This is a genomic window from Pseudomonas sp. PA-5-4B (assembly GCF_021606215.1).
In the GTDB taxonomy this organism is placed as follows: domain Bacteria; phylum Pseudomonadota; class Gammaproteobacteria; order Pseudomonadales; family Pseudomonadaceae; genus Aquipseudomonas; species Aquipseudomonas edaphica.
The window spans coordinates 1-21,088 of sequence record NZ_WKDB01000003.1; the positions used below are offsets into that span (position 1 = coordinate 1).

Here is a 21,088-nt window from a genome sequence, read left to right on the forward strand (position 1 = left end):
GACCCACCCCGTTTCACCCCCGACCGTAAAATCTTCGAACGCGCCCTGAGCCACTACCTGCAACCCACCCTACCGCCATCCTTCGCCGTGCATCACGACCTCAGCTTCGAAGACGCCCTCGCCCAAATCTGCGACTTGCTGCGCTGTGCAGCCGCCACCGCAGCGGCCACCCGCCAGGCGCTGAGCGGTGATGAACAGCACATGGCCGGCGCCACCGAGCACTTGGTCAACCAGGCCAAAACCCTTGCCGACCGCGCGCTGGAGTGCATGAACGCCGCGTAACCCTCTGCCGGAACTGGCTTATGTGGGAGCTGGCTTGCCTGCGATGGCCATAGGTCTCTACACAACTTCTGAAGGCAGCCAATTTCTCCTGTGGCGAGCAGGCTTGTCCTGCGTTGGGCCGCGAAGCGGCCCCAGTAAAGGCACTGCAATTTTCCTGAAAGAACTCAGTGTCTGGGTTTGGGGCTGCTTCGCAGCCCAACGCAGGGCAAGCCTGCTCGCCACAACAGCCCACTGGCCGCAGGCTTCGCGTTAACCGGTTGTGTAGATACCTATGGCCATCGCAGGCTTGCCTGCTCCCACTGGTCAGCGTCTACGCGTGAACGTCAGGTCTTTGCGCGACTGCGCTTGTAGACATAGGCGATGTTTTCAATATCGAACCGGCCGTCCTGCTTACCTGGCCCATCGTCGCCAATCCCGATATCCAGCGCCAGCAGCAACTCCGGGCGGGCCAGAAGTTCCAAAGCGCTCTCTTGTGCCTGTGCCGAAAAAGTCCGGGTGCTGGGCACCATGCCGGCGGCTTCTTTCAACTCATGAATATTCACAAAACGGTCGTTTTTACCGGCGGCAAACTCGCGCAAGTGATAGGCGATGTGCCGCAATAAGTATTCGTTGCTCCAGAACGGCTGTGGGCCGACCTTATGCGGCGCATCTTCGCGGGAAGCCAGCCATTGCTTATCGCTGAGAGCGCCATACCCCTCCTGGGTGAAGGCTTGCCACATGCTTGCCGGTGTTTCGGCCACCGCATAGCCGCTGCCGGTGAACCCTTCGAGTACACCGTTGTTTGCATCCTCACCGCGAGTTTTGCCTGCTGCACTCAGAGACGCATCAATCCAGTTAAGTACTCTGGCCGCGTTGTAGGCCGCATCCGCTCTAGACTGGGGGTAAGGGTTACTGGAGGTCCAATCGCCCAATTGCCTATAGGCCATTTCAAAGTAAATATTATTTTCACGCACGGGTTGTCTCACCACTATTTTGCCGTTCACTTTACCGACCCAGTCACGACGTATTCCTCGTTGGCTGTCCAGCCATTTGAGTATGGGGTTGTCATTAATGATTTGCTCAGCGGATCGAGTATCGCCCTGGGGGCGCTGGAGATTTTCCCTCGGGACAACATGCTGATTTTTCTCGCCGCGCAGCGGGTCGATGGGGCCGCGCACAGGCGTTGGCACATAGATTGGAAAGAGTTCCCCTGCGCTAAAGCCCCGTCGTTCATGTTCGTGCTGATCAATATTACCCAGAGACATTGTGTAGTGACTCCAAAAGGAAAAAGATGCCTCGCAGAATTCGGGAGGTCATTCTTAATTAACGCAGGTCAGAACTCTGGTTCCCTTACAGGGATCACCGAATGGGGCTGCATTCGTCGGCAAATGTTTCCACTGTGGTGTTGCGTAGATTCCCCGGTCTCCCCCCGACAAGCCCGCATACCAGCGGTTTTTACAGGTAAACTCCCTTCTTTTTCACCGCCCTTCTCTGTTCACGGCGGCCATTCACCTCTTGTATTTAACGGAGTTCGCCTTGCGTCTGTTCCACACCTCCGACTGGCACCTTGGCCAAAACCTGCACGGCCAGGAACGCGACTTCGAACACGCCTGTTTTCTCGACTGGCTGCTGGGCCAATTAAAAGCCGAGCAGCCGGATGCGCTGCTGATCGCCGGCGATATCTTCGACACGGTCAACCCGCCGCTCAAGGCACAGGAGCGCCTGTACGACTTCATCATCAGCGCCCACGAACAAAACCCCAAGCTGACCATTGTGATGATCGCCGGCAACCACGATTCCGGCTCGCGGATCGAGCTGCCCGCGCCGTTGATGCGCCGTTTGCGCACCCATGCATTGGGCCGCGTGCTGTGGCTGGACGACGGCCAATTGGACGCCGAGCGCCTGCTGATCCCGCTGCCCGACGCCAAAGGCAAGATCGCCGCCTGGTGCCTGGCGCTGCCGTTTTTGCGCCCGGCGGAAGTCACGGGTGCGCACTTGGGCGACGACTATCTGCGGGGCATTGGCCAGGTGCATGAATGGCTGATCGCCGCCGCCAATGCCAAACGCAAGAAAGGCCAGGCGCTGATTGCCATCAGCCATGCGCACATGGCCGGTGGTTCGGTGTCGGAAGACTCCGAACGCAGCCTGATCATTGGTAATGCCGAAGCACTGCCTGCCAGCCTGTTCGATGCCAGTGTGAGTTATGTGGCGCTGGGCCATTTGCACAAGCCGCAGCAGGTCAACGGCGAAGAGCGCATCCGCTACAGCGGCTCGCCCATTCCCTTGTCGTTTTCCGAAATCGGCTACAAGCACCAGATTCTCGATGTGACCTTCCAGGGCCAACGCCTGGTGGGCGTCGAGCCACGCCTGATCCCACGCTCGGTCAACCTGCAACGCCTGGACGCTGCGCCGCTGGCGGATATCCTCGCACAGCTCGCCGACCTGCCCGACATCGACCTGCTCGCCGAAACCCAGCGCCACCCCTGGCTGGAGGTACGCGTGCGCCTCGACGAGCCGCAGCCGGACCTGCGCCAGCAAATCGAGACTGCCCTGCAAGGCAAGGCCGTGCGCCTGGTGCGCATCGCCGCCGAATACGCAGGCAAACGCGGCAGCGACGACACGGACGAAGCCGGTCTGGTCGAACTTGACCAGCTCACGCCCCAGGAACTGTTCAGCCGCGCCTGGCACGACAACTACGGCAGTGAGGTGGATGAACAGACCATGAAGGATTTCGCCGTGCTGCTTCAGGAAGTGCAACAGGAGGGCGAACAGCCATGAAGATCCTCGCCATCCGCCTGAAAAACCTCGCCTCCCTGGCTGGCCCGTTCGAGATCGACTTTACTGCCGAGCCCCTGGCCAGCGCCGGGTTGTTCGCGATTACCGGCCCAACCGGCGCGGGTAAAAGTACCCTGCTCGATGCCTTGTGCCTGGCACTGTTTGGCGCCGTGCCACGTTTGGGCGATACCGGCCAGGCCAAAATGCCGGATGCCGACAGCGATATCTCCATCGGCGACCCACGCACGCTGATTCGCCGCGGCACCGGCGGCGGGTATGCCGAGGTGGATTTTGTCGGCGTCAACGGCCGCCGTTACCGCGCCCGCTGGGAAGCCAACCGCGCCCGCGACAAGGCCAGTGGCAAGTTGCAGAACAGCCGCCAAAGCCTGATTGACCTGGACAGCGACCAACTGCTGGCCAGCCAGAAAACCGAATACAAGACCCAGCTGGAACTGGCCCTGGGCTTGAATTTCGAGCAGTTCACCCGTGCCGTATTGCTGGCGCAAAGTGAGTTCAGCGCGTTCCTCAAGGCCAACGACAATGAGCGCAGCGAACTGCTGGAAAAGCTCACCGACACCGCGCTGTATACCCAGCTCGGCCGCCGCGCTTTCGACAAGGCCAAGGATGCCAGGGACGCGCATAAACAGCTGCAAGACCAGGCCACCGGCCTGGTGCCGCTGGCGCCTGAGGCCCGCGCCGAACTTGACCAGCAGTTGGCCGAGGCGCAGCAGCACCTCAAGACCCAGCAGGCGCAACTCAAGCAGTTGGAGCTGCAACACACCTGGCTCAAGGAGCTACGTGAGTGGCAGGAGCGCCAGCTCAGTGCCACCGAACAATTGCAGCAAGCCCAACAGCTCTGGGACAGCCAAGGCCAACAGCGTCAGGACCTGAGCCGCCTGGAGCAGTTAGCGCCACAACGCCATCAGTTCGCGCGGCTGGCTGAACTCGACACCCTGCTCACCCCGCTGGCGGCGCAGATTCAACAGCACATCGAGCAGCAAACCGCGCTGCAAGCACGCCAGGAGCAGGCGCAACAACAGCAGGCCGCCGCCCAGGTCGCCTTGGCTGACGCCTTGAAACACCAGGCCGACGCCGTGCCCTTGCTGCGCCAGGCGTTCGAACAGCAGAGCACCCTCGCCCATCTGAGCAAAGACCTGGCCAAACGCAGTGACGACAAGCAACAACAGGAAACCGCCTGCGCCGAAGGGCAGTCGTTGCTCAATGGCTTGCTGGAGAAACAGGCCCTGGTTGCCGGGCGCCTGCAACGCCTGGCCGCTGAGCTTGAGCGCAGCGCTGCCTTTGCACCGCTGAGCGACGCTTGGACCGCCTATCGCGACCGCCTGCAACAGCTGATGCTGATCGGCAACCGCCTGAACAAGGGCCAGGCCGAACTGCCGCAGCTTGAACACAAAGCCGCCACCGCTGCCGAAAAATTCACCCAGCAGCGCGAGGCGTTGGACCTGCTGTACCAGGAAGCCGGCGCCGAACCGCACGCCGTCGCCGAGCAGGTCCAATTGCTCGCAAGCCTGCTGCAGGACAATCGCAAGCAGCAACGCGCCTTCGAAGACCTTACGCGCTTGTGGGACAGCCAGCAGCAGCTGGATATACAGAGCGCCGCGCTGACGCAAAAACTCGCAGACGCCCAGCAACAGCGCGAACAGTTGAACCAGACCGGCCTGCAAACCAAGGCCGAACTCACGGTGGCCGAGCAAACAATGTCGGTGACCAAGCAACTGCTGGAACGCCAGCGGTTGGCGCGCAGTGCCAGTGTCGAAGAGTTGCGCGAGCAGTTGCAGGACGACCAGCCGTGCCCTGTGTGCGGCAGCCATGAGCATCCGTACCATCAGCCCGAAGCCTTGCTGCAAAGCCTTGGCCGCCATGATGAAAACGAAGAAGCCACGGCGCAGAAGGCCGTCGATACGCTGAAGGAAAAACTCACCGAGCTGCGTGGCGAAGTGGGCGGCTTGATCGCCCAGCAAAAGGAGTTCCTGCAACAGCAAGAGCTGTTGGCGACACAACAACAGGGCCTGGCCCCCAGCTTGCAAGCACATCCATTGTCGGCCTCGCTGTTTAATCAGGACGCCACCCAGCGCAGCGCCTGGCTGGCCCAGCAGTTGGCGCAACTTACGCAAAGCATCGCCCAGGATGAGCAACGCCAAGGCGCCCTGCTCAACCTGCAACAAAATGCCGGGCGCTTACAGCAACAACTGCAAGCGGCCCAGGACGCCAGCCAGCAAGCCCGCCAGCTGCTGGTGGACCAGCAACGCGAACTGTCCAATGACCGTGAGCGCCTGGACGAAGAACTGCAGGCCTTCGCCGGCCTGCTACCGGCCGACACCCTCGACGGTTTGCGCCGTGAACCGGCAGCGACCTTTATGCAGCTGGACCAGCACGTCAGCCAGCGCCTGGAACAGCTGGGCCATCAGCGTGATGAGTTGGCTGAACAGCAAGAACGCCAGCAGGCCATCGAAAAAGAGCAGACCCATCAGCAGCATCGCCAGCAGCAGGTGGAAGCCTTGCAACAGCAAGTCACCGAGCTGACCACCCAGCAACAGGCCGCCCAGGCAATACTCACCGCCTTGCTCGGCGAGCACACCAGTGCCCAACAGTGGCAACACCGGCTGGATGAGGCCGTGGCGCAAGCTCGCCGAAGCGAGACAGACGCCAACCAACAGCTGCAAGAGCTGCGCGATGCCCTGATCCAATTGGCTGCCGACCTCAAGGCCCAGCAGGAACGCGTACAGGCGCTGACCGCCGAGCAGCAGACCCTCGATGCGCGCCTGGGCGAATGGCGCGCGCTGCACCCGCAACTGGATAACGACGGTCTTACGCGTTTGCTGGCCTTTGATGACAGCCAAGTCAGCGCCTTGCGCCAGCAGTTGCAGCACAGCGAAAAAGCCGTCGAGCAAGCCAAGGTGTTGTTGCAGGAGCGCGAACAGCGCCTGGCCGAACACAAGGCCTTGCACAATGGCAACCTGGACGCCGAACAGCTGGACAGCAGTCTCGCCGCGCTTAATCAGCAATTGGCCGAGGGCGACAGCCGCTGCGCCGAATTGCGTGCGCGTCAGTCCGAAGACCAACGTCGCCAGGACGCCAACCATGTCCTGGGCGAGCATATCGCCAAGGCTTATGACGAGTGGCAGCGCTGGGCACGCCTGAATGCGCTGATCGGCTCGGCCACCGGCGACACGTTCCGCAAGATCGCCCAGGCCTACAACCTCGACTTGCTGGTACACCACGCCAACGCGCAGTTGCGCCAACTGGTGCGCCGCTATCGCCTCAAGCGCGGCGGCAGCATGTTGGGGCTGTTGGTGATGGACACAGAGATGGGCGACGAATTGCGCTCGGTGCATTCGCTGTCGGGTGGCGAGACGTTCCTGGTGTCGCTGGCGTTGGCGTTGGGGCTGGCGTCGATGGCGTCCAGCACCTTGAAGATCGAGTCGCTGTTTATCGACGAAGGTTTTGGCAGCCTGGACCCCGAATCGCTGCAATTGGCGATGGACGCGCTGGACGGCTTGCAAGCCCAGGGCCGCAAGGTGGCAGTGATCTCCCACGTACAGGAAATGCATGAGCGCATCCCGGTGCAGATCCAGGTCAAGCGCCAGGGCAATGGTTTGAGCACGCTGGAGGTCAAGTGAGCGAGGCGCTGCTGTATTCGTTTCGGCGCTGCCCGTACGCGATGCGGGCGCGCCTGGCCGTGCGCTATTCGGGCCTGCCCGTGCAGATCATCGAAGTGAGCCTCAAGGCCAAGCCGGCCGAGATGCTGGCACTGTCGCCCAAGGGCACGGTGCCGGTGCTTTGCGTGGGCGGCCAGGTGATCGAGGAAAGCCTGGAAATCATGCATTGGGCGCTGGCGCAGCACGATCCTGATGATTGGTTGCTACAGGGCGACCCGAGGGTTCAGGAACTGATCGCTGAGAACGACCAGGTGTTCAAACATCATTTGAATCGATACAAGTACGCCGAGCGCTACCCCGAGCAGCCGATGGAACATTATCGGGCCGAGGGCGAGGTGTTTTTGCAGAAGCTGGATGCGTTGCTGGCGAGGAATGATTACTTGCTGGCCGAGCATTTGAGCCTGGCCGATATGGCACTGGCGCCGTTTGTGCGCCAGTTTGCGCATGTCGACCGCGAGTGGTTTGCTTGTACCCCGTATCACCGGTTACAGACCTGGCTACAGCGCTTTCTGGAATCGCCGCTGTTTGTGGCGGTCATGGCAAAACCCTGAGGTCCACACAATCAAATGTGGGAGCTGGCTTGCCTGCGATGCCGACGACTCGGTGTAACTGATCCACCGCATCGATTTCATCGCAGGCAAGCCAGCTCCCACATTTGACCGTCGCTTGGCTCAAGCTCAGTGCTGGGCTTTGTGATCCAGTGCGGCATAGAAGTTGGCGCTTTGTTGCAGGTATTTCTGGGTGTAGGCCGTGGTGGTGGATTTTTTGCCGGTGACTTCCACGCTGGCGGCAGCAGGCAATGCCACGGTGGCGGAAACAGCGGAAGCAGCGATGATGGAGAAGAGGTTCAAGTTCATGGCGGTAACCCTTGTGTTCGTTTGGTTAGGTGGCCGGGGAAGGCCTTGGAACCAAACTTACGCCCGAGGGTTAAACCTTAGAAATGCTTTGAAACAGTAGCCGCTATTAATAGAATTAATACAAAGGGTCAGGCCCCGCACTGCGGGGCCTGTGGCTTATTGACGCACCAGGAACTTGAGGTCGCTGGGCGCATCGATCGACTGTTTCTGCACGGTTTTACCCAGCAGGCCGGTCTTGGGGTCGCGTTCGACCACCACGATTTCATTGCTTTTCTGGTTGGCGATCAGCAAAAACTTGCCGCTCGGGTCCAGGCTGAACTCGCGCGGGTGGTCACCTTCTACCGAACGGCGCTGCAGTTCCTTGAGGTGCGCGGTGGCCGGGTCGATGCTGAACACCAGCACCTGGTTGGCCGTGCCACGGTTGCTCACGTACAGGAATTTGCCGTCGCTTGAGGCGTGTACGGCCGCACCGGCCTTGTCGGAAACCGGCTGCCCGGCGGCAAAATCGACCAACTGGGTCTGGCTGAGCTTGCCGTCGTTGTAATCGAACACAGCCACCTGAGCGCTCATTTCAGTGGTCAGCCAGGCATGCTTGCCATCGGCGCTGAACAACAGGTGACGCGGGCCGCTGCCCGGTGGCAATTGCACAAAGGCGGGGTCGGCCGGGGTCAAGGGCAGTTCGTGGTTGGCCTTGGGATCGTAGTGGTAGGCAAACACCTTGTCGGCGCCAAGGTCCTGTACAAACACATACTTGCCATCCGGCGACGACACCACCGAGTGCACGTGGTTGGAGGCCTGACGCTCTGGGTTCACGCGGCTGGCCGGGTGCCCGCTCAACTGCACCGGCGCCGACAGCTTGCCGTTGGCGTCAACCGGCAGCACGGCCAGGCTGCCGCCCGGGTCTTCCAGCACCGAATAGTTGGCGACGAACAGGTAACGGCCATCAGCGGCCAGGCTGGAATGGGTCGGTTCGTTGCCCAGGCTCTGCACCTGGTTGATCAGGCTGAGCTGATGATTCTGCGGGTCGATGCTGTAGCTGCTGACGCGGCCGACCGGATCTTTTTGCCCTGGGCCGTTCTCGTTGACCACAAACAGGTGCTTGCGGTCTTTGGAAATCGTCAGCCACGAGGGGTTGGCCGCTTTGGCCGCCAGCACGGGTTTGCCGCTGAATTGGCCGGTGCGGCTGTCAAATTGCAGGCGGTAAATACCTTCGCTGGTGCCGGCGGTGTAGCTGCCGACCAACAGTTCATAGGTGTCGGCCGGCGCGGCTTGCACCGACATCGCACCGACACTGCCCGCCATCAACAGGGGCCAGAATTTACGCATCATCATCCGCTTCGTCCTCGTCGTTATTGTTGCCGGTGACGCCGCTCATGCAGACCAGGCGATGCTCGCCCGAGTCACCGGTAAGGGTCCAGCTTTGCAAGGTGGGATCAAACACTGCTGCTTTGACTTGCTCCAGGCTGAAGCTCCAGCGCTTTTCGGCGCGACCGTCCATGCAAATGACCAACAGTTTCTGGTCATCCAGGCTGAAATCAAAGGTGTGCAGCCCATCGATTTCAACCATCTGGCAGTCTTCAAAAGCATGCAGCAAGGTAGCGGTGTCGGCAGTCATAGACATCAATCATCAAGGGGAAAGCGCTCATGATAGGGCAAATTACTGCATCAGCCTAAAACCCTGCCTCAAACACACCAACGCGCATCATGCAGTACCCAGATACCGCTCCTTTACCACGAGATCGACGTTAACTCGCCATGACACCTGTGATGTTCGATTAACCAATCGTGGAGACCTCAAAAAATGCTACCACCGTCCATCAACGAGCCGCCTGCCAGCGATGTGATGCTCGCGCAATGCCCAAGCATGGGCGCTACCGTCAGCGCGCAGTTCGCAGACCGCCCCAGGCTTGAAGCCGTCGTTGAGCAAATGTTGGCGACAACCCTTACGCAAAAATACCCGGGGATGGCGCTGGACCTTTCCCGCACCCAACTGGCGACGCCCCAGGCCGATGGGCGCTATACCTTCGAGCGACTCACGACAAAAGCGCTGGACTATCTGGCCGATGGGGCCGCCTTGGACTTTAGCGCGGTAGGCTCGCACGCCTTTTTCCTCACTGAGCAGGCACCCACGCCCATCACCACCCCCGCCGGTGACGCGCTGGACATGATGCAGGTCGAGGCACTGATTGGCGAACTGGCCTGGTCGCTGCCGATCGGCCTGCAAGATGCCTTGACGGCCTATTGGAACCCGGCCGGCGAGCTACCCAGCCGTTGGAGTTTACTCAGTGAGAGCTTGGTGCAAGCGCTGCAGATTTCAGTGCTGACCCAGCCAGGCTTGAGCGATATTGAGCGCGAGACGGTACAACAGGTCATTGACTTCCCTGACAGTTATCCGCGTCAGCAAAATAACGACAGCAACACCCTTGTCTACGAACTGGAAACCTACCTGAACAGCGCCAGCGGCAACTCGGTTTTATTCGCCCCCGAGCTGTTGCTGGAGCGTACCGTCAATACGCATACGGTCGTTCTGTTATGCCATCCGGGTGGAAAAATCGAAACATTTAGCTCAATGGATGCCTTTAACCAGCATTGGGGCAGCGCCCTCACCGCTCAATACAGCGTCGATTCGCTGAGCTGCAAACGTTACGAGGTTTATGGCGATGCGTTCGGGCATCAAGCCGAACTGATCCTGAATCAACAATTACTCAACATTGAAGCCGTGAAACTGCCCTGCTCCTTCGGGAAGGCTAAGCTGCAAGCGCTTTACCATGAGCTCAGTGACCCGACGCCCTGCTTTGCCAACACGACCCAAGTCCAGGCACAGTTTCAGAACGTGCTGAGCCCGCAACTGCCAGACTGGCTCCAAAACGCCTCGCACATCCCCAAAAAAAACTACTCCCGCTACAGTTTGGGGTTGGCGAACAGTAAGCGGCTCAGCAGGGGCCATACCTTTCTCAGCGGCATTACGGACATCAACGCCTTCACCACCGCAGCCTTGTCAAAGGCGCTCGACGCCGAGCAGCAAAGCCTGCCCGCGAGCGACGAAGAGGCTGCGCTACCCGAGACCTATGCGCCCGACAAAGTGCTTGTCACGGTGACCCCTGCTGCTGACGCTGAAGACACCGCACAGGGCATTTCCACTGAGTCGATGAGCCTGACAGACCTGGTGATCACCTGCCTGAAAGGCCGCCCTGCTGGCACCTTTACCCTGGCGCACCGTGACGGCCTGCCCCTGCCTGGATGGTTGACGGCGGACTTCATCACCCGCAACGGCGGGCTAATTGAGAGACTCGACATCGGCAAGGCTTATTCCGACTACCTCGAAACACAGTTATTGAATCACACGCCAGAGTCTTTCGCGCGCAAGCGCCAGCTCGTCGCCCAGCTATGTTATCAACTACCGTTGCAGGCGCTGGAGTTGCATCTGAAACAACCGAGCAGTGTCAGCGCACTGGCCGCCGGATACGTTGCCACGCTGCTGCAGCACAACGCCAACGAAGCCTCCATTGGCAGCAAAGGCTTCGTCGACACCCCATCGGTGATCATTCAACCGTTGGCACTGTTGCGCGCAGCGCAAGCGGAACCTGACGTCGTCAGCGCTATGTTCATCATCGAAGCGCAGGACAAGAGCAAAGGCCCCCATCTGCTTTACCGCCCCTTTTATGCACACGCCTTATGTGAGTTCGCCACACGCGACGCGCTGTTGAATGCTATCTCGCAGCCAGGAGAACTGCACGACAGTGTGCTGGCCTGGATGTCCGATGAAGCCCGGGCTGTCTATGACAACGGTGGCCTCCTGGCACCCCATCCCCTGGATGTTGGCCTGAATGCCGAGTCTGTACCCGATTCACCCCTACCCACGGCACAACTGGCCGATCAACGCGAGGTCGACAAATCGCTGACAAGCATGAACTTCTCCAGCGCCCAGTCCTTCCTCTACTTCTACATCGTAGAGGCGCTGACCAATGTGGGAGGTGATGGCGCGTCGCTGAATAAAACAAAACGCTGGGCAGCATTGCTGGAAATGGGCGGCGGCCCGTTTGATGCGTTACTGCAGCCGCAACAGCGAGCACCGGTTTTGCTGACCGCCTGGCTAGGCACACTGGTGAATCAATTAACGCCTGATCTGCCTGCACTCAATAGCAATGACCCCATCACACGCGAAGTGGCCATAGCCGACATGACACTCAACCTGGCTATCCTGCTCGCTGAAAGCATGCCGGTTGCCTCGACCACCGAGCCTGTGGACGCCACGCTCAAAGACCAGGCGTTACGCCCGCCCGCGCCGCGTCAATCCCAAGAGGGACGGCAGCTCTCCAGCAACGTGGTACTGACGGAAAACGTCATTGGCTACTACTACGGAGCCAACAAAAAGCTCGATTCAGCACTGGAATTTGGATACACCTTTTTCCAAAACAGAATGCCGTACGGGCATTGGGCGAACGTCACCAGCTTTTTCGGCTTTGCCTGTTTTGAAGCGCTGCCTGAAGCTTCGTCTGACGGCCCGTACCGAGGGCTCTACCGGATCGACAACGCCTGGCACTTGAACGTCTATGGGATTCTTTTCAAGGTCATCATGCTCGACGACGAGCGTGTGGCGATCGTTCGCGCCAGTTCAGGCACCCGCGGACCTCGCGTAAAAGTCGACGAGCAAGGCAATTGGTCGTTCGATATGAGCCTACGCGTAAAAGGCGGTAGCGTGCTCAAGCGCCTGGCCACCGAACGCACCCGCAGAGCCCAAATCCCGCCAGCCGTGGCAGGCCTGTAGCGTGCAAAACAAGGCACGGCTTCGCCATCGGTAGGCACACAGTAAAACGCCCGACGGGTCAGGTCGGGCGTTTGTTTCCAAATTGCCTGTGGTCAAGCATGCTCAGTGCGCAAACAATGAATTGCCCTTCTGCCCCGCCAGCTTCTCGGGTTTGATCAGGAACCGCGCCAGTGCCGGCAACAGCCACAGCGCACCGAACATGTTCCAGAGCAGCATGAAGGTCAGCATCAGGCCCATGTCGGCCTGGAACTTGATAGCCGAGAAGATCCAGGTGCACACACCGATGGCCAGGCACAGGCCGGTGAACAGCACGGCTTTACCGGTGGACTTGAGCGTCTGGTAGTAGGCCTCTTGCAACGGCAGGCCGGCGCGCAGGAAGCTTTCCAGGCGGCTGTAGATGTAAATGCCGTAGTCCACGCCAATCCCCACGCCCAGCGCCACCACCGGCAAGGTTGCGACCTTGACCCCGATGCCCATGAACGCCATCAGGGCATTGCCCAGCACTGAGGTCAGCACCAGCGGCAACACGATGCACAGGGTCGCCGCCCAGGAGCGGAAGGTGATCATGCACATGGTGGCCACGCACAGGTACACCAGAATCAGGATGGTCAGCTCCGACTCCTTGATCACCTCGTTAGTGGCAGCTTCGATCCCGGCGTTACCGGCGGCGAGGATAAATTCCAGGCCGTCCTTGTTGTTTTCCCTGGCGAAGTCCTGCACCGCATGCACGGCGCGGTCGAGGGTTTCGGCCTTGTGGTCGTTGAGGAACACCAGCACCGGCGCCAGTGAGCAATTGTTGTTGTACAGGCCGTCGGCGCGGGCAATGGAGTTGTTCAGTACGTCGGGGTTACGCGACAGGGTTTCCCATTTGAGGTTGCCCTCGTTCATGCCCTTGATCATCTGCTTGGACACGGTCACCAGCGAGATCGCCGACTGCACGCCCTCGGTGTTCTGCATCTTCCACATCAACTGGTCGATGGGCGCCATGGCTTCATAACGCGAGCAGCCTTCGGCCTTGGTCTTGACCATCACCACCAGCACATCGGAGCTGGTGGAGTAATTGCTGATGATGAAGTTGTTGTCTTTGTTGTAGCGCGAGTCCGGGCGCAGTTCCGGCGCGCCCTGGTCGAGGTCGCCGATCTTGAGGTTCTGGCTGTACCAGAGGCCGCCGCCGAAGGCGACCAGCGCGAGCAGGATCGAGACTGGCGCAACTTTCGCGCTGGCGAATTTGGACAGCAGGCGCCAGAACGGGTGTTCGCGGTGCGCGTCTTTCTTGCTCTTGGCGATCGCGCGCTTGCTGATACCGACATAGGAGATCGCCACCGGCAGCAGGATCAGGTTGGTGAACACAATCACCGCCACGCCGATGGACGCGCCGATGGCCAGTTCACGGATCACGCCGATGTCGATGATCAGCAGCGTGATAAAGCCCACGGCGTCGGCGAGGATCGCAATCATGCCGGGCAGGAACAGTTGCCGGAACGTGCGCCGTGCCGCGGTCAGGGCGTTATCTGCCTCGCTGGATTGCAGGGCGATGCCGTTGATCTTCTGCACGCCATGGGAAATACCGATGGCAAAGATCAGGAACGGCACCAGCATCGAATAGGGATCCAGGCCGAAGCCGAAAAAGTGCATCAGCCCCAATTGCCAGATCACCGCCACCAGCGTGGTACTCAACACCGCGACAGTACTGCGCAGGCAGTTGGTGAACCACAACAGCAGAATCAAGGTGATCACAAACGCGATGCCGAAGAACATCACCACCATTACCAGGCCGTCGATCAGGTCACCGACCTTCTTGGCGAAACCGACGATATGGATCTTGACGTTGGGGTTCTGGGCTTCGAACTTGTCGCGGATCTTGTCTTCGAGTTCATGGGAAAACTTGCGGTAGTCCAGGGCCAGCAACTTGCCTTGGTCCTGCGGGTCCGGGTAGGACTCCAGCAAAGGAATATCGACGATACTCGACTTGAAATCGTTGGCCACCAGACGCCCGACCTGGCCGGACTTGAGCACGTTGTTGCGCAGTTGGTCGAGGCTTTGCGGCGAGCCGTTGTAGCTTTGCGGGATTACTTCACCGCCGGCAAAACCCTCTTCGGTGACTTCGGTCCAGCGCACGCTGGGGCTCCACAGCGACTTGAGGCCCGAGCGGTCAACGCCGGAGATGTAGAACACCTCGTCGTTGATCTGCCTCAGCGTCTCCATGTACTCCTTCGAGAAGATGTCGCCATCCTTGGCCTCCACCGAGATGCGCACCGTGTTGCCCAGGTTCGCCAGGTCGTTACGGTGCTCCATCATCTTTTCGATGAAGGGGTGCTTGAGGGGGATCATCTTTTCAAAGCTGGTGGACGGGCGGATCAAGGTCGCCTGCCAGAACAGGAAAATACTCACCAGCAGGCAGATAACGATCACTGCCGGGCGGTTGTTGAAGATCAGGCGCTCAAGAAAGGTCGCTTTATCGTTGTGATGACTGCTCATTCTTTCCCCGCCTTCTTATTGTTTTTCGAGTTCAGCGCCGGTTGGCTTGGCAACACGAACGCCGCCCTGCCCCGCCAGAATCAAGTTGCCATTGCCCGCCGCCGTGACCGAGGAGAGCGAAATGCGGTCCGGGCGGTTGAATACGCTGAAGGTCTGGCCGTCGTCGTGGCTGATCACCACGCTGCCGCCGTTGCCGACCACCACGATGGCGCCGTCATCGAGCAACGTCGCCCCCGACAAGCCAAACTCCAGGGCACCACGCGCCGCATTCAACGCCACTGGCTCCCACGTGCTGCCAAAATCGGTGGAGCGGTAGAGATTGCCGCGCAGGCCATACGCCAACAGGGTCTGCGGCTGGGCGGTGCCGATCACTCCGAACAGCGAGCCCTCATAGGGGCCTTCGAGTTTTTCCCAGGTCTGGCCGTCGTCGCTGGAGCGGAACATGCTGCCCTGCTCGCCGACGATAAACAGCCCGGCACCCTTGATAGCGGCGATGGCATTGAGGTGGAACTGGTCTTCGTTGTCGAGGCGATCACTCACGTCGTCCCAGGTTTTGCCGCCGTCGGTGGTTTCGATCAGCGCACCGTAGGCGCCCACGGCCAGGCCATGCTCGGCATCCTTGAACCACACGTCGAGCAATGGCGCTTCGCGCTTGAGGTCCTGGTATTGCTGAGCCCAGGTGGCGCCACCGTCGGTGCTGGCCAGGATCTGCGCGTCATGGCCCACCGCCCAACCGTGTTTGTCGTCAACGAAATACACCGCCGTGAGCAGTTGCCGGGTCGGCACTTTGGCTTGGGTCCAGGTGTTGCCCTGGTCATCGGAATAAAGGATGTGCCCGCGATCGCCGACCGCCACCAGGCGCTTGCCGGCATGCACGACATCGATCATCAGGCCCTTGGCGGCCTTGGGAGACTCAATTGCAAATACCGGCTGTGCGCTGCTGGTGTCGCCGGCTGCCAGCGCGGGTGTCGACAACGCCCCAAGCAGCGAGAGCGCTGTGGCCAGCATCGCAACCCTGCGTGCGGCGCGCGGGCGGCAAACAGCCCAACCCATGACAGGCTCACTCATAGACCTTTCTCCCCATTTATTATTGTTAGGTGGTCTCGCCTTCCCGGGCTCTGAAACCTGCAATCTAGAGCGCCTGGAGGAAGCAGGGGCCATCCTATCGGGCTTTGGAATCGTCTGACAATCGGCGCTACGTTATCTTTTGTTAACTGACGGGTTTTGGCGTTGGCCTGAATATGCCTGCATTACCCAGGCTGATTAATGAATTTTTATTCCATCTATTGAATTATGGGAATTTTTATTCCATTAATAGCCTTCCTGACAACAATAATCCAAAGGACCACGGCGATGCGTGAACTCGGAATCGGCTTGATCGGCACAGGCTTTATGGGGCGCGCCCATGCGCTGGCGTTCAACAATGCCCGCGCGGTGTTCGAACTGCCGGTACACCTCAAGCTGGCGGCGCTGGCCGATGCCGACACCGAACGCGCCCAACGTTGCGCCACGGCCTGGGGCTTTGCCCAGGCCCACGGTGACTGGCAGGCGCTGGTCAACGACCCTAATGTTGATGTGGTGGCCATCACCACGCCCAATCACTTGCACTACCCCATGGCCATGGCGGCCATTGCGGCGGGCAAGGCGGTGTATTGCGAAAAACCCCTGGCGGTCAGCCTGGAACAGGCCGACGCCATGCGCCGTGCCGCAAGTGCTGCCGGCGTGGTCACCCGGGTCGGTTACAACTACCAGCACAACCCGATGATTGGCCTGGCCAGGCAGATGATTGTCGACGGCGAACTGGGCGAGATCATCAGCTTCCAGGGCGAGTTCAGCGAAGACTTCATGGCCGACCCGGCCTCGCCGTGGTCATGGCGCTGTGAAGTGGAACATGCCGGTGGCGCGCTGGCGGATCTGGGCAGCCATCTGCTGTCGATGGCGCGCTATCTGGTGGGCGACGTGGTGAGCGTGTGTGCCGACACACACACCGTGCATGCCCAACGCCCTGCCGTCAAAGGCAGCAACGCGCTCAAACCCATTGCAGTGGATGACCAAGTGCATGCACTGCTGCGTTTCGCCAATGGCGCCCGTGGCACCGTTAGCAGCAGTTGGCTCAAGCAGGGCTACAAGAACCACCTGAGTTTTGAAATCAGCGGCACTCGCGGCACGTTGGCGTTCGATCAGGAACGCTTGAATGAGCTGCGCATATGCCGCGCCGGCCAGGACGGTTTCCAGCGTGTGCTCGCCGGGCCCGCCCTGCCCGGCTATGCCGCATTCAGCCCGGCTGCCGGGCATCAACTGGGTTACAACGAATTGAAGACCCTGGAAGTGCAGGAGCTGGTCATGGCGTTGGCGGGCCAAGGTGCAGCGGGCACTGACTTTGAAGCCGCCTGGGCGGTCGAGCGGCTGGCAACGGCGATTCGCCTGGCCGCCCGTGAGAAGCGCTGGGTCGACGTAGGTGAGGTCTGATCAAGGGGAGCGGCGTGCTCCCCCGTGTGCTCAATTCAGATAACGAACCGCGCGACCATCCCATTCAGATCCACCGCCAGGCGCGACAGTTCATGGCTGGCCGCGCTGGTCTGGTTGGCACCCGCCGCCGACTGAGTCGCCAAGTCGCGGATGTTGACGAGGTTGCGATCCACTTCACGGGACACTTGGGCCTGCTCTTCCGAGGCGCTGGCGATGACCAGGTTGCGCTCGTTGATCAAGCTGATCGACTGGGTGATCTGCTCCAGGGCCACACCGGCCGCGCGGGCCAGCTCCAGGGTGGTCTGGGTGCGTTGGTTGCTCTGTTGCATTGATTGCACGGCTTCACCGGTACCGCTCTGGATGCCGGCGACCATCTTTTCAATTTCCTGAGTCGATTGCGCCGTGCGGTGCGCCAAGGCGCGGACTTCGTCGGCCACCACCGCAAACCCACGCCCGGCTTCACCGGCGCGCGCGGCTTCAATCGCTGCGTTCAGCGCCAGCAGGTTGGTCTGTTCGGCAATCGCGCGGATCACGTCGAGCACCTTGCCGATATCACGGCCCTGGGTTGCCAGGCCTTCAATCATCAACGCAGTGTTTTGCACGTCCTGGGTCATGGTCTGGATTGCACCGACGGTTTCCACCACGCGGTCACGCCCTTCCCGCGCCGCCTGGTTGGACTGGCTGGAAGCTTCGGAGGTGGACACCGCATTGCGCGCCACTTCTTCGACAGCGGCGGTCATCTCGTTGACGGCCGTGGCGGCCTGGTCGATTTCGTTGTTTTGCTGTTGCAGGCCTTTGGAGGCTTCTTCGGTGACCGCACTGAGCTCTTCGGCGGCAGACGCCAGTTGCGTGGCCGAGCCGGCGATGTGCTGGATGGTCTGGCGCAGGTTGGTTTGCATCGCCGACAAGGCGCCCAGGAGGCGCGCAGGCTCGTCCTTGCCGGCATCTTCGATAACTTTGGTGAGGTTGCCACCGGCAATGGTTTCGGCCACTTCCAACGCTTTGCGCAGCGGCGTGACGATGCTGCGGGTCAGCAGCCAGGCGAGCAGTACCGTCATGAGCGCCGCCGCGACGGCCACAATGACGATGCCCGTCACCGCCTGCTGGTAGCTGCCTTCAGCTTCCCGGCCGGCCGTGTCGGCATCGGCACTGTTGATGGCGATCAGTTTGTTCAGTTGCTCGCCCATCAGGTCGGTGCCGTCCTTGATGCGCGTATTGATGAGGGTGCGCATTTCCTCGACTTTATTCTGCTGGGACAACGACATCATTTCAGCCTGGGCGGCCAGATAGCTGTCGAGCGTGGCGGTGAAAGACTTGTATAAAGCAGCCTCATCAGCACCCGCCGGCAAAACGGCATAGGCGCTCTGGGCCTGCTTGACCTTGTCGACCAGCACGGCCACGCGGGTTTTGGCCTCTTCGAGCGCGGCCGGCTCGCGGTTGATCAAGATGCGGAACGAGAGAATGCGCAAGCGTAGTACGTTCTCGGTCATGTTGCCGAGGAACTTCACGCTGGGTAACTGGTTGGTCCCCATATCCACTGAGGCCTGGCGGATCGTACCCATGCGGTTGACCGCAAACACGCCAAGAATCACAACGAGCAATGCAATGAACGCAAAACCGAGAAAAGCGCGAGGTGCAATATTCAGATTACGAAGGGACATAGCGGTGCTCTCAAGAAGTAGTGTTGGCGCGCATCCCTGCCGCGACACAATCCGTTAGCGGCAACGCGCGTCTCGGACCGTCAGGCACCACTGTTTTAATTGGTGTGTGGGCCTATTCAGGCTATCGGCAGGCTTGAGAAATTAATCGGCACATTTCGAAATATTTTTTCACACTTCTGACAGCCGACACTTTCTGGCATCCTGCGCCTCCATTTTCTGACCCGAGCCTGCACTTTGTCTGACGCTCAAGCTCCCCGCCCCCGCTATAAATCCGACCTGATCTACGGCCTGGAAGACCGCCCGCACTTCACCGCGGCGATTTTTGCCGCGCTGCAACATGTGCTGGCCAGCTTCGTCGGCATCATTACGCCCACGCTGATCGTCGGCGGCGTACTCGGCCTGGAAAGCGAGGTGCCCTACCTGGTGAGCATGGCGCTGTTCGTGTCCGGGCTTGGCACCTTTGTGCAGGCGCGCACATTCGGCCCGGTGGGTTCCGGCCTGTTGTGCCTGCAAGGCACCAGTTTTTCGTTTATCAGCGTGATCCTCAGCGCCGGGTTCATGGTCAAGGCGCGCGGCGGTGGCACCGACGAGATTCTCTCGACGATTTTTGGCATCTGTTTTTTCGCCGCGTTTATCGAGGTGGTGCTCAGCCAGTTCATCGGCAAGCTGCGCAAGCTGATTACTCCAGTGGTCACCGGCACCATCATTACCTTGATGGGTTTGTCGCTGATCAAGGTAGCCGTCACCGACATGGCCGGCGGCTTTGGGGCAAGCGACCTGGGTGCAGCGGGTAACATGGGGCTGGCAGCTCTGGTGCTGTTGACCATCGTGGTCCTCAACCGCTTCAGCAATCCGTTCCTGCGCCTGGGCTCGATCGTGATCGGCTTGACCCTGGGTTTTGTCGTTGCCTGGATGATGGGCCGTGTGGATTTGGCCGCCCTGCCCCAGGTGCCGTTGATCAGCGTGCCGGTGCCGTTCAAGTACGGGTTCTCGTTCGATTGGGTGGCGTTTATCCCGGTGGCGGTGATCTTTTTGATTTCGCCGCTGGAGGCTGCCGGAGACCTGACCGCCAACTCGATGATTTCCCAGCAGCCGGTCAAAGGCCCGCTGTACATCAAGCGCATCAAGTCCGGCCTGTTGGCCGACGGCCTCAACTCGGCGATGGCAGCCACGTTCAACAGCCTGCCAATGGTGACCTTCGCCCAGAACAACGGCGTGATCCAGCTTACCGGCGTGGCCAGCCGCTATGTCGCGTACTTTATCGCCGGCCTGCTGGTGCTATTGGGGCTGTTCCCGATGATCGGCGCGGTGCTGCAACTGATGCCCAAACCGGTACTGGGTGGTGCCACGCTGATCATGTTCGGCACCGTGGCCGTGGCCGGGATCAAGATCCTCGCCGAAGCCGGGCTGCACCGGCGCAATGTGCTGATCGTGGCGATCTCCCTGGGGATGGGCCTGGGTGTGGCTGCTGTGCCGCAAGTGCTGCGCGACCTGCCCAAGGCGTTGCACAACATCTTTGAATCGCCGATCACGGTGGGCGCGTTCTGTGCAATCCTGCTGAACATTTTCTTGCCGGAGGAGTTCTTAGAGCTGGAAGAGGATGAATTTGATCCGGAGTCCTCTACCCTCAAGGTCATGCAGGATCCGGACGTCACGAAATAGGAGCACCTTTGTTATGCGCAAGCTCATGGTTCTATCGTTACTGCTGCTGACCTTGAGCGCCTGTGCGCTGTTCCCCAATCGCGACCCGGTCAATATCAGTGTGGTGGGTATCGAGCCGCTGCAAAGCCAGGACCTGGAAGTGCGTTTCGCCGTGAAGCTGCGGGTGCAGAACCCCAATGAAACGGCGATCGACTACAGTGGTGTGGCCCTGGACCTGGACGTGAATGGGCGCCCATTGGCGTCCGGCGTGAGCGATCAGGCCGGAAGCATCCCACGCTTTTCCGAGACAGTGCTGATGGTGCCGGTGAGCGTTTCGGCGTTTTCTGTGCTGCGTCAGACCTTGGGTCTCAGCCAGACCCAAAGCCTGAACAACCTGCCTTACACACTGCGCGGCAAACTCGCAGGTGGCCTGTTCGGTACCATGCGCTTTGTGGAACGCGGCACCCTGGACCTGCCCAACACTGCGACCTGGTAACGGCC

At 60.3% G+C, this 21,088-nt stretch carries 15 protein-coding genes; 8 read left to right on the forward strand and 7 right to left on the reverse strand.

The genetic code is table 11. The features are described 5' to 3' along the window. On the forward strand, positions 1–282 hold a 282-nt coding region (locus GIW28_RS02880; RefSeq protein ID WP_442963517.1), incomplete at its 5' end, for a DUF6124 family protein. 323 nt (positions 283–605) lie between these two features. Here the strand turns inward: GIW28_RS02880 and GIW28_RS02885 are convergent. Beyond that, positions 606–1,526, reverse strand: coding sequence for a hypothetical protein (locus GIW28_RS02885; protein ID WP_236448243.1), 921 nt, complete (start codon positions 1,524–1,526; stop codon positions 606–608). Positions 1,527–1,797: 271 nt separating this feature from the next. Between GIW28_RS02885 and GIW28_RS02890 the strand changes: the two genes are divergently transcribed. Genes GIW28_RS02890 through GIW28_RS02900 form a run of 3 tightly spaced genes read left to right on the forward strand, consistent with a single transcriptional unit; the run spans position 1,798 to position 7,264 of the window. Beyond that, the gene (locus tag GIW28_RS02890; protein ID WP_138449805.1) at positions 1,798–3,039 is read left to right on the forward strand and encodes an exonuclease SbcCD subunit D C-terminal domain-containing protein; all 1,242 of its coding nucleotides are present in this window, start codon (positions 1,798–1,800) and stop codon (positions 3,037–3,039) included. Continuing rightward, a complete protein-coding gene (locus GIW28_RS02895; protein WP_236448053.1) occupies positions 3,036–6,674 on the forward strand; it encodes an AAA family ATPase in 3,639 nt (1,212 codons plus the stop codon). Before GIW28_RS02890 ends, GIW28_RS02895 begins: the two co-directional genes overlap by 4 nt. Further along, on the forward strand, positions 6,671–7,264 hold the full coding sequence (locus GIW28_RS02900) for a glutathione S-transferase (protein ID WP_176991076.1): 594 nt from the start codon (positions 6,671–6,673) through the stop codon (positions 7,262–7,264). The genes GIW28_RS02895 and GIW28_RS02900 overlap by 4 nt, the downstream gene beginning before the upstream one ends. Before the next feature lie 126 nt (positions 7,265–7,390). Here the strand turns inward: GIW28_RS02900 and GIW28_RS02905 are convergent, their stop codons facing one another. The 3 genes from GIW28_RS02905 to GIW28_RS02915 all read right to left on the reverse strand — a co-directional run bounded on the left by GIW28_RS02905 (position 7,391) and on the right by GIW28_RS02915 (position 9,185). Beyond that, on the reverse strand, positions 7,391–7,570 hold the full coding sequence (locus GIW28_RS02905; RefSeq protein WP_017138150.1) for a hypothetical protein: 180 nt from the start codon (positions 7,568–7,570) through the stop codon (positions 7,391–7,393). A 156-nt stretch (positions 7,571–7,726) separates the two neighbouring features. Further along, positions 7,727–8,902 (reverse strand): lactonase family protein, encoded by a 1,176-nt coding sequence (locus GIW28_RS02910; protein WP_017138149.1) that lies wholly within the window; start codon positions 8,900–8,902, stop codon positions 7,727–7,729. Then, entirely contained in the window at positions 8,889–9,185 is a 297-nt protein-coding gene (locus GIW28_RS02915) for a DUF5629 family protein (protein ID WP_099549315.1), read from the reverse strand. The genes GIW28_RS02910 and GIW28_RS02915 overlap by 14 nt, the downstream gene beginning before the upstream one ends. A gap of 186 nt (positions 9,186–9,371) precedes the next feature. On the opposite strand from GIW28_RS02915, the gene GIW28_RS02920 reads away from it, so the two are divergent. After that, positions 9,372–12,338, forward strand: a complete 2,967-nt coding sequence (locus tag GIW28_RS02920; protein ID WP_236447592.1) for a dermonecrotic toxin domain-containing protein — start codon at positions 9,372–9,374, stop codon at positions 12,336–12,338. A 102-nt stretch (positions 12,339–12,440) separates the two neighbouring features. On the opposite strand, the gene GIW28_RS02925 is transcribed toward GIW28_RS02920, so the two are convergent. Beyond that, positions 12,441–14,816 carry an efflux RND transporter permease subunit gene (locus tag GIW28_RS02925; protein WP_017138146.1) on the reverse strand — a complete coding sequence of 792 codons (2,376 nt, stop codon included), beginning with the start codon at positions 14,814–14,816 and terminating at the stop codon, positions 12,441–12,443. A gap of 15 nt (positions 14,817–14,831) precedes the next feature. Beyond that, positions 14,832–15,869, reverse strand: a complete 1,038-nt coding sequence (locus GIW28_RS02930; protein WP_236447595.1) for a WD40/YVTN/BNR-like repeat-containing protein — start codon at positions 15,867–15,869, stop codon at positions 14,832–14,834. Between the two features lie 300 nt (positions 15,870–16,169). Between GIW28_RS02930 and GIW28_RS02935 the strand changes: the two genes are divergently transcribed. Beyond that, positions 16,170–17,285 (forward strand): Gfo/Idh/MocA family protein, encoded by a 1,116-nt coding sequence (locus GIW28_RS02935; RefSeq protein WP_236447593.1) that lies wholly within the window; start codon positions 16,170–16,172, stop codon positions 17,283–17,285. 35 nt (positions 17,286–17,320) lie between these two features. Here the strand turns inward: GIW28_RS02935 and GIW28_RS02940 are convergent, their stop codons facing one another. Next, positions 17,321–18,946, reverse strand: a complete 1,626-nt coding sequence (locus tag GIW28_RS02940; protein ID WP_176991079.1) for a methyl-accepting chemotaxis protein — start codon at positions 18,944–18,946, stop codon at positions 17,321–17,323. 234 nt (positions 18,947–19,180) lie between these two features. Here GIW28_RS02940 and GIW28_RS02945 point away from each other — a divergent pair, with 234 nt between their 5' ends. Both GIW28_RS02945 and GIW28_RS02950 read left to right on the forward strand, forming a co-directional pair. Then, entirely contained in the window at positions 19,181–20,608 is a 1,428-nt protein-coding gene (locus tag GIW28_RS02945) for a nucleobase:cation symporter-2 family protein (protein ID WP_017138142.1), read from the forward strand. Between the two features lie 13 nt (positions 20,609–20,621). Then, complete coding sequence (locus GIW28_RS02950) at positions 20,622–21,083, forward strand: LEA type 2 family protein (RefSeq protein ID WP_017138141.1); 462 nt, start codon at positions 20,622–20,624, stop codon at positions 21,081–21,083. Positions 21,084–21,088 lie beyond the last annotated feature (5 nt).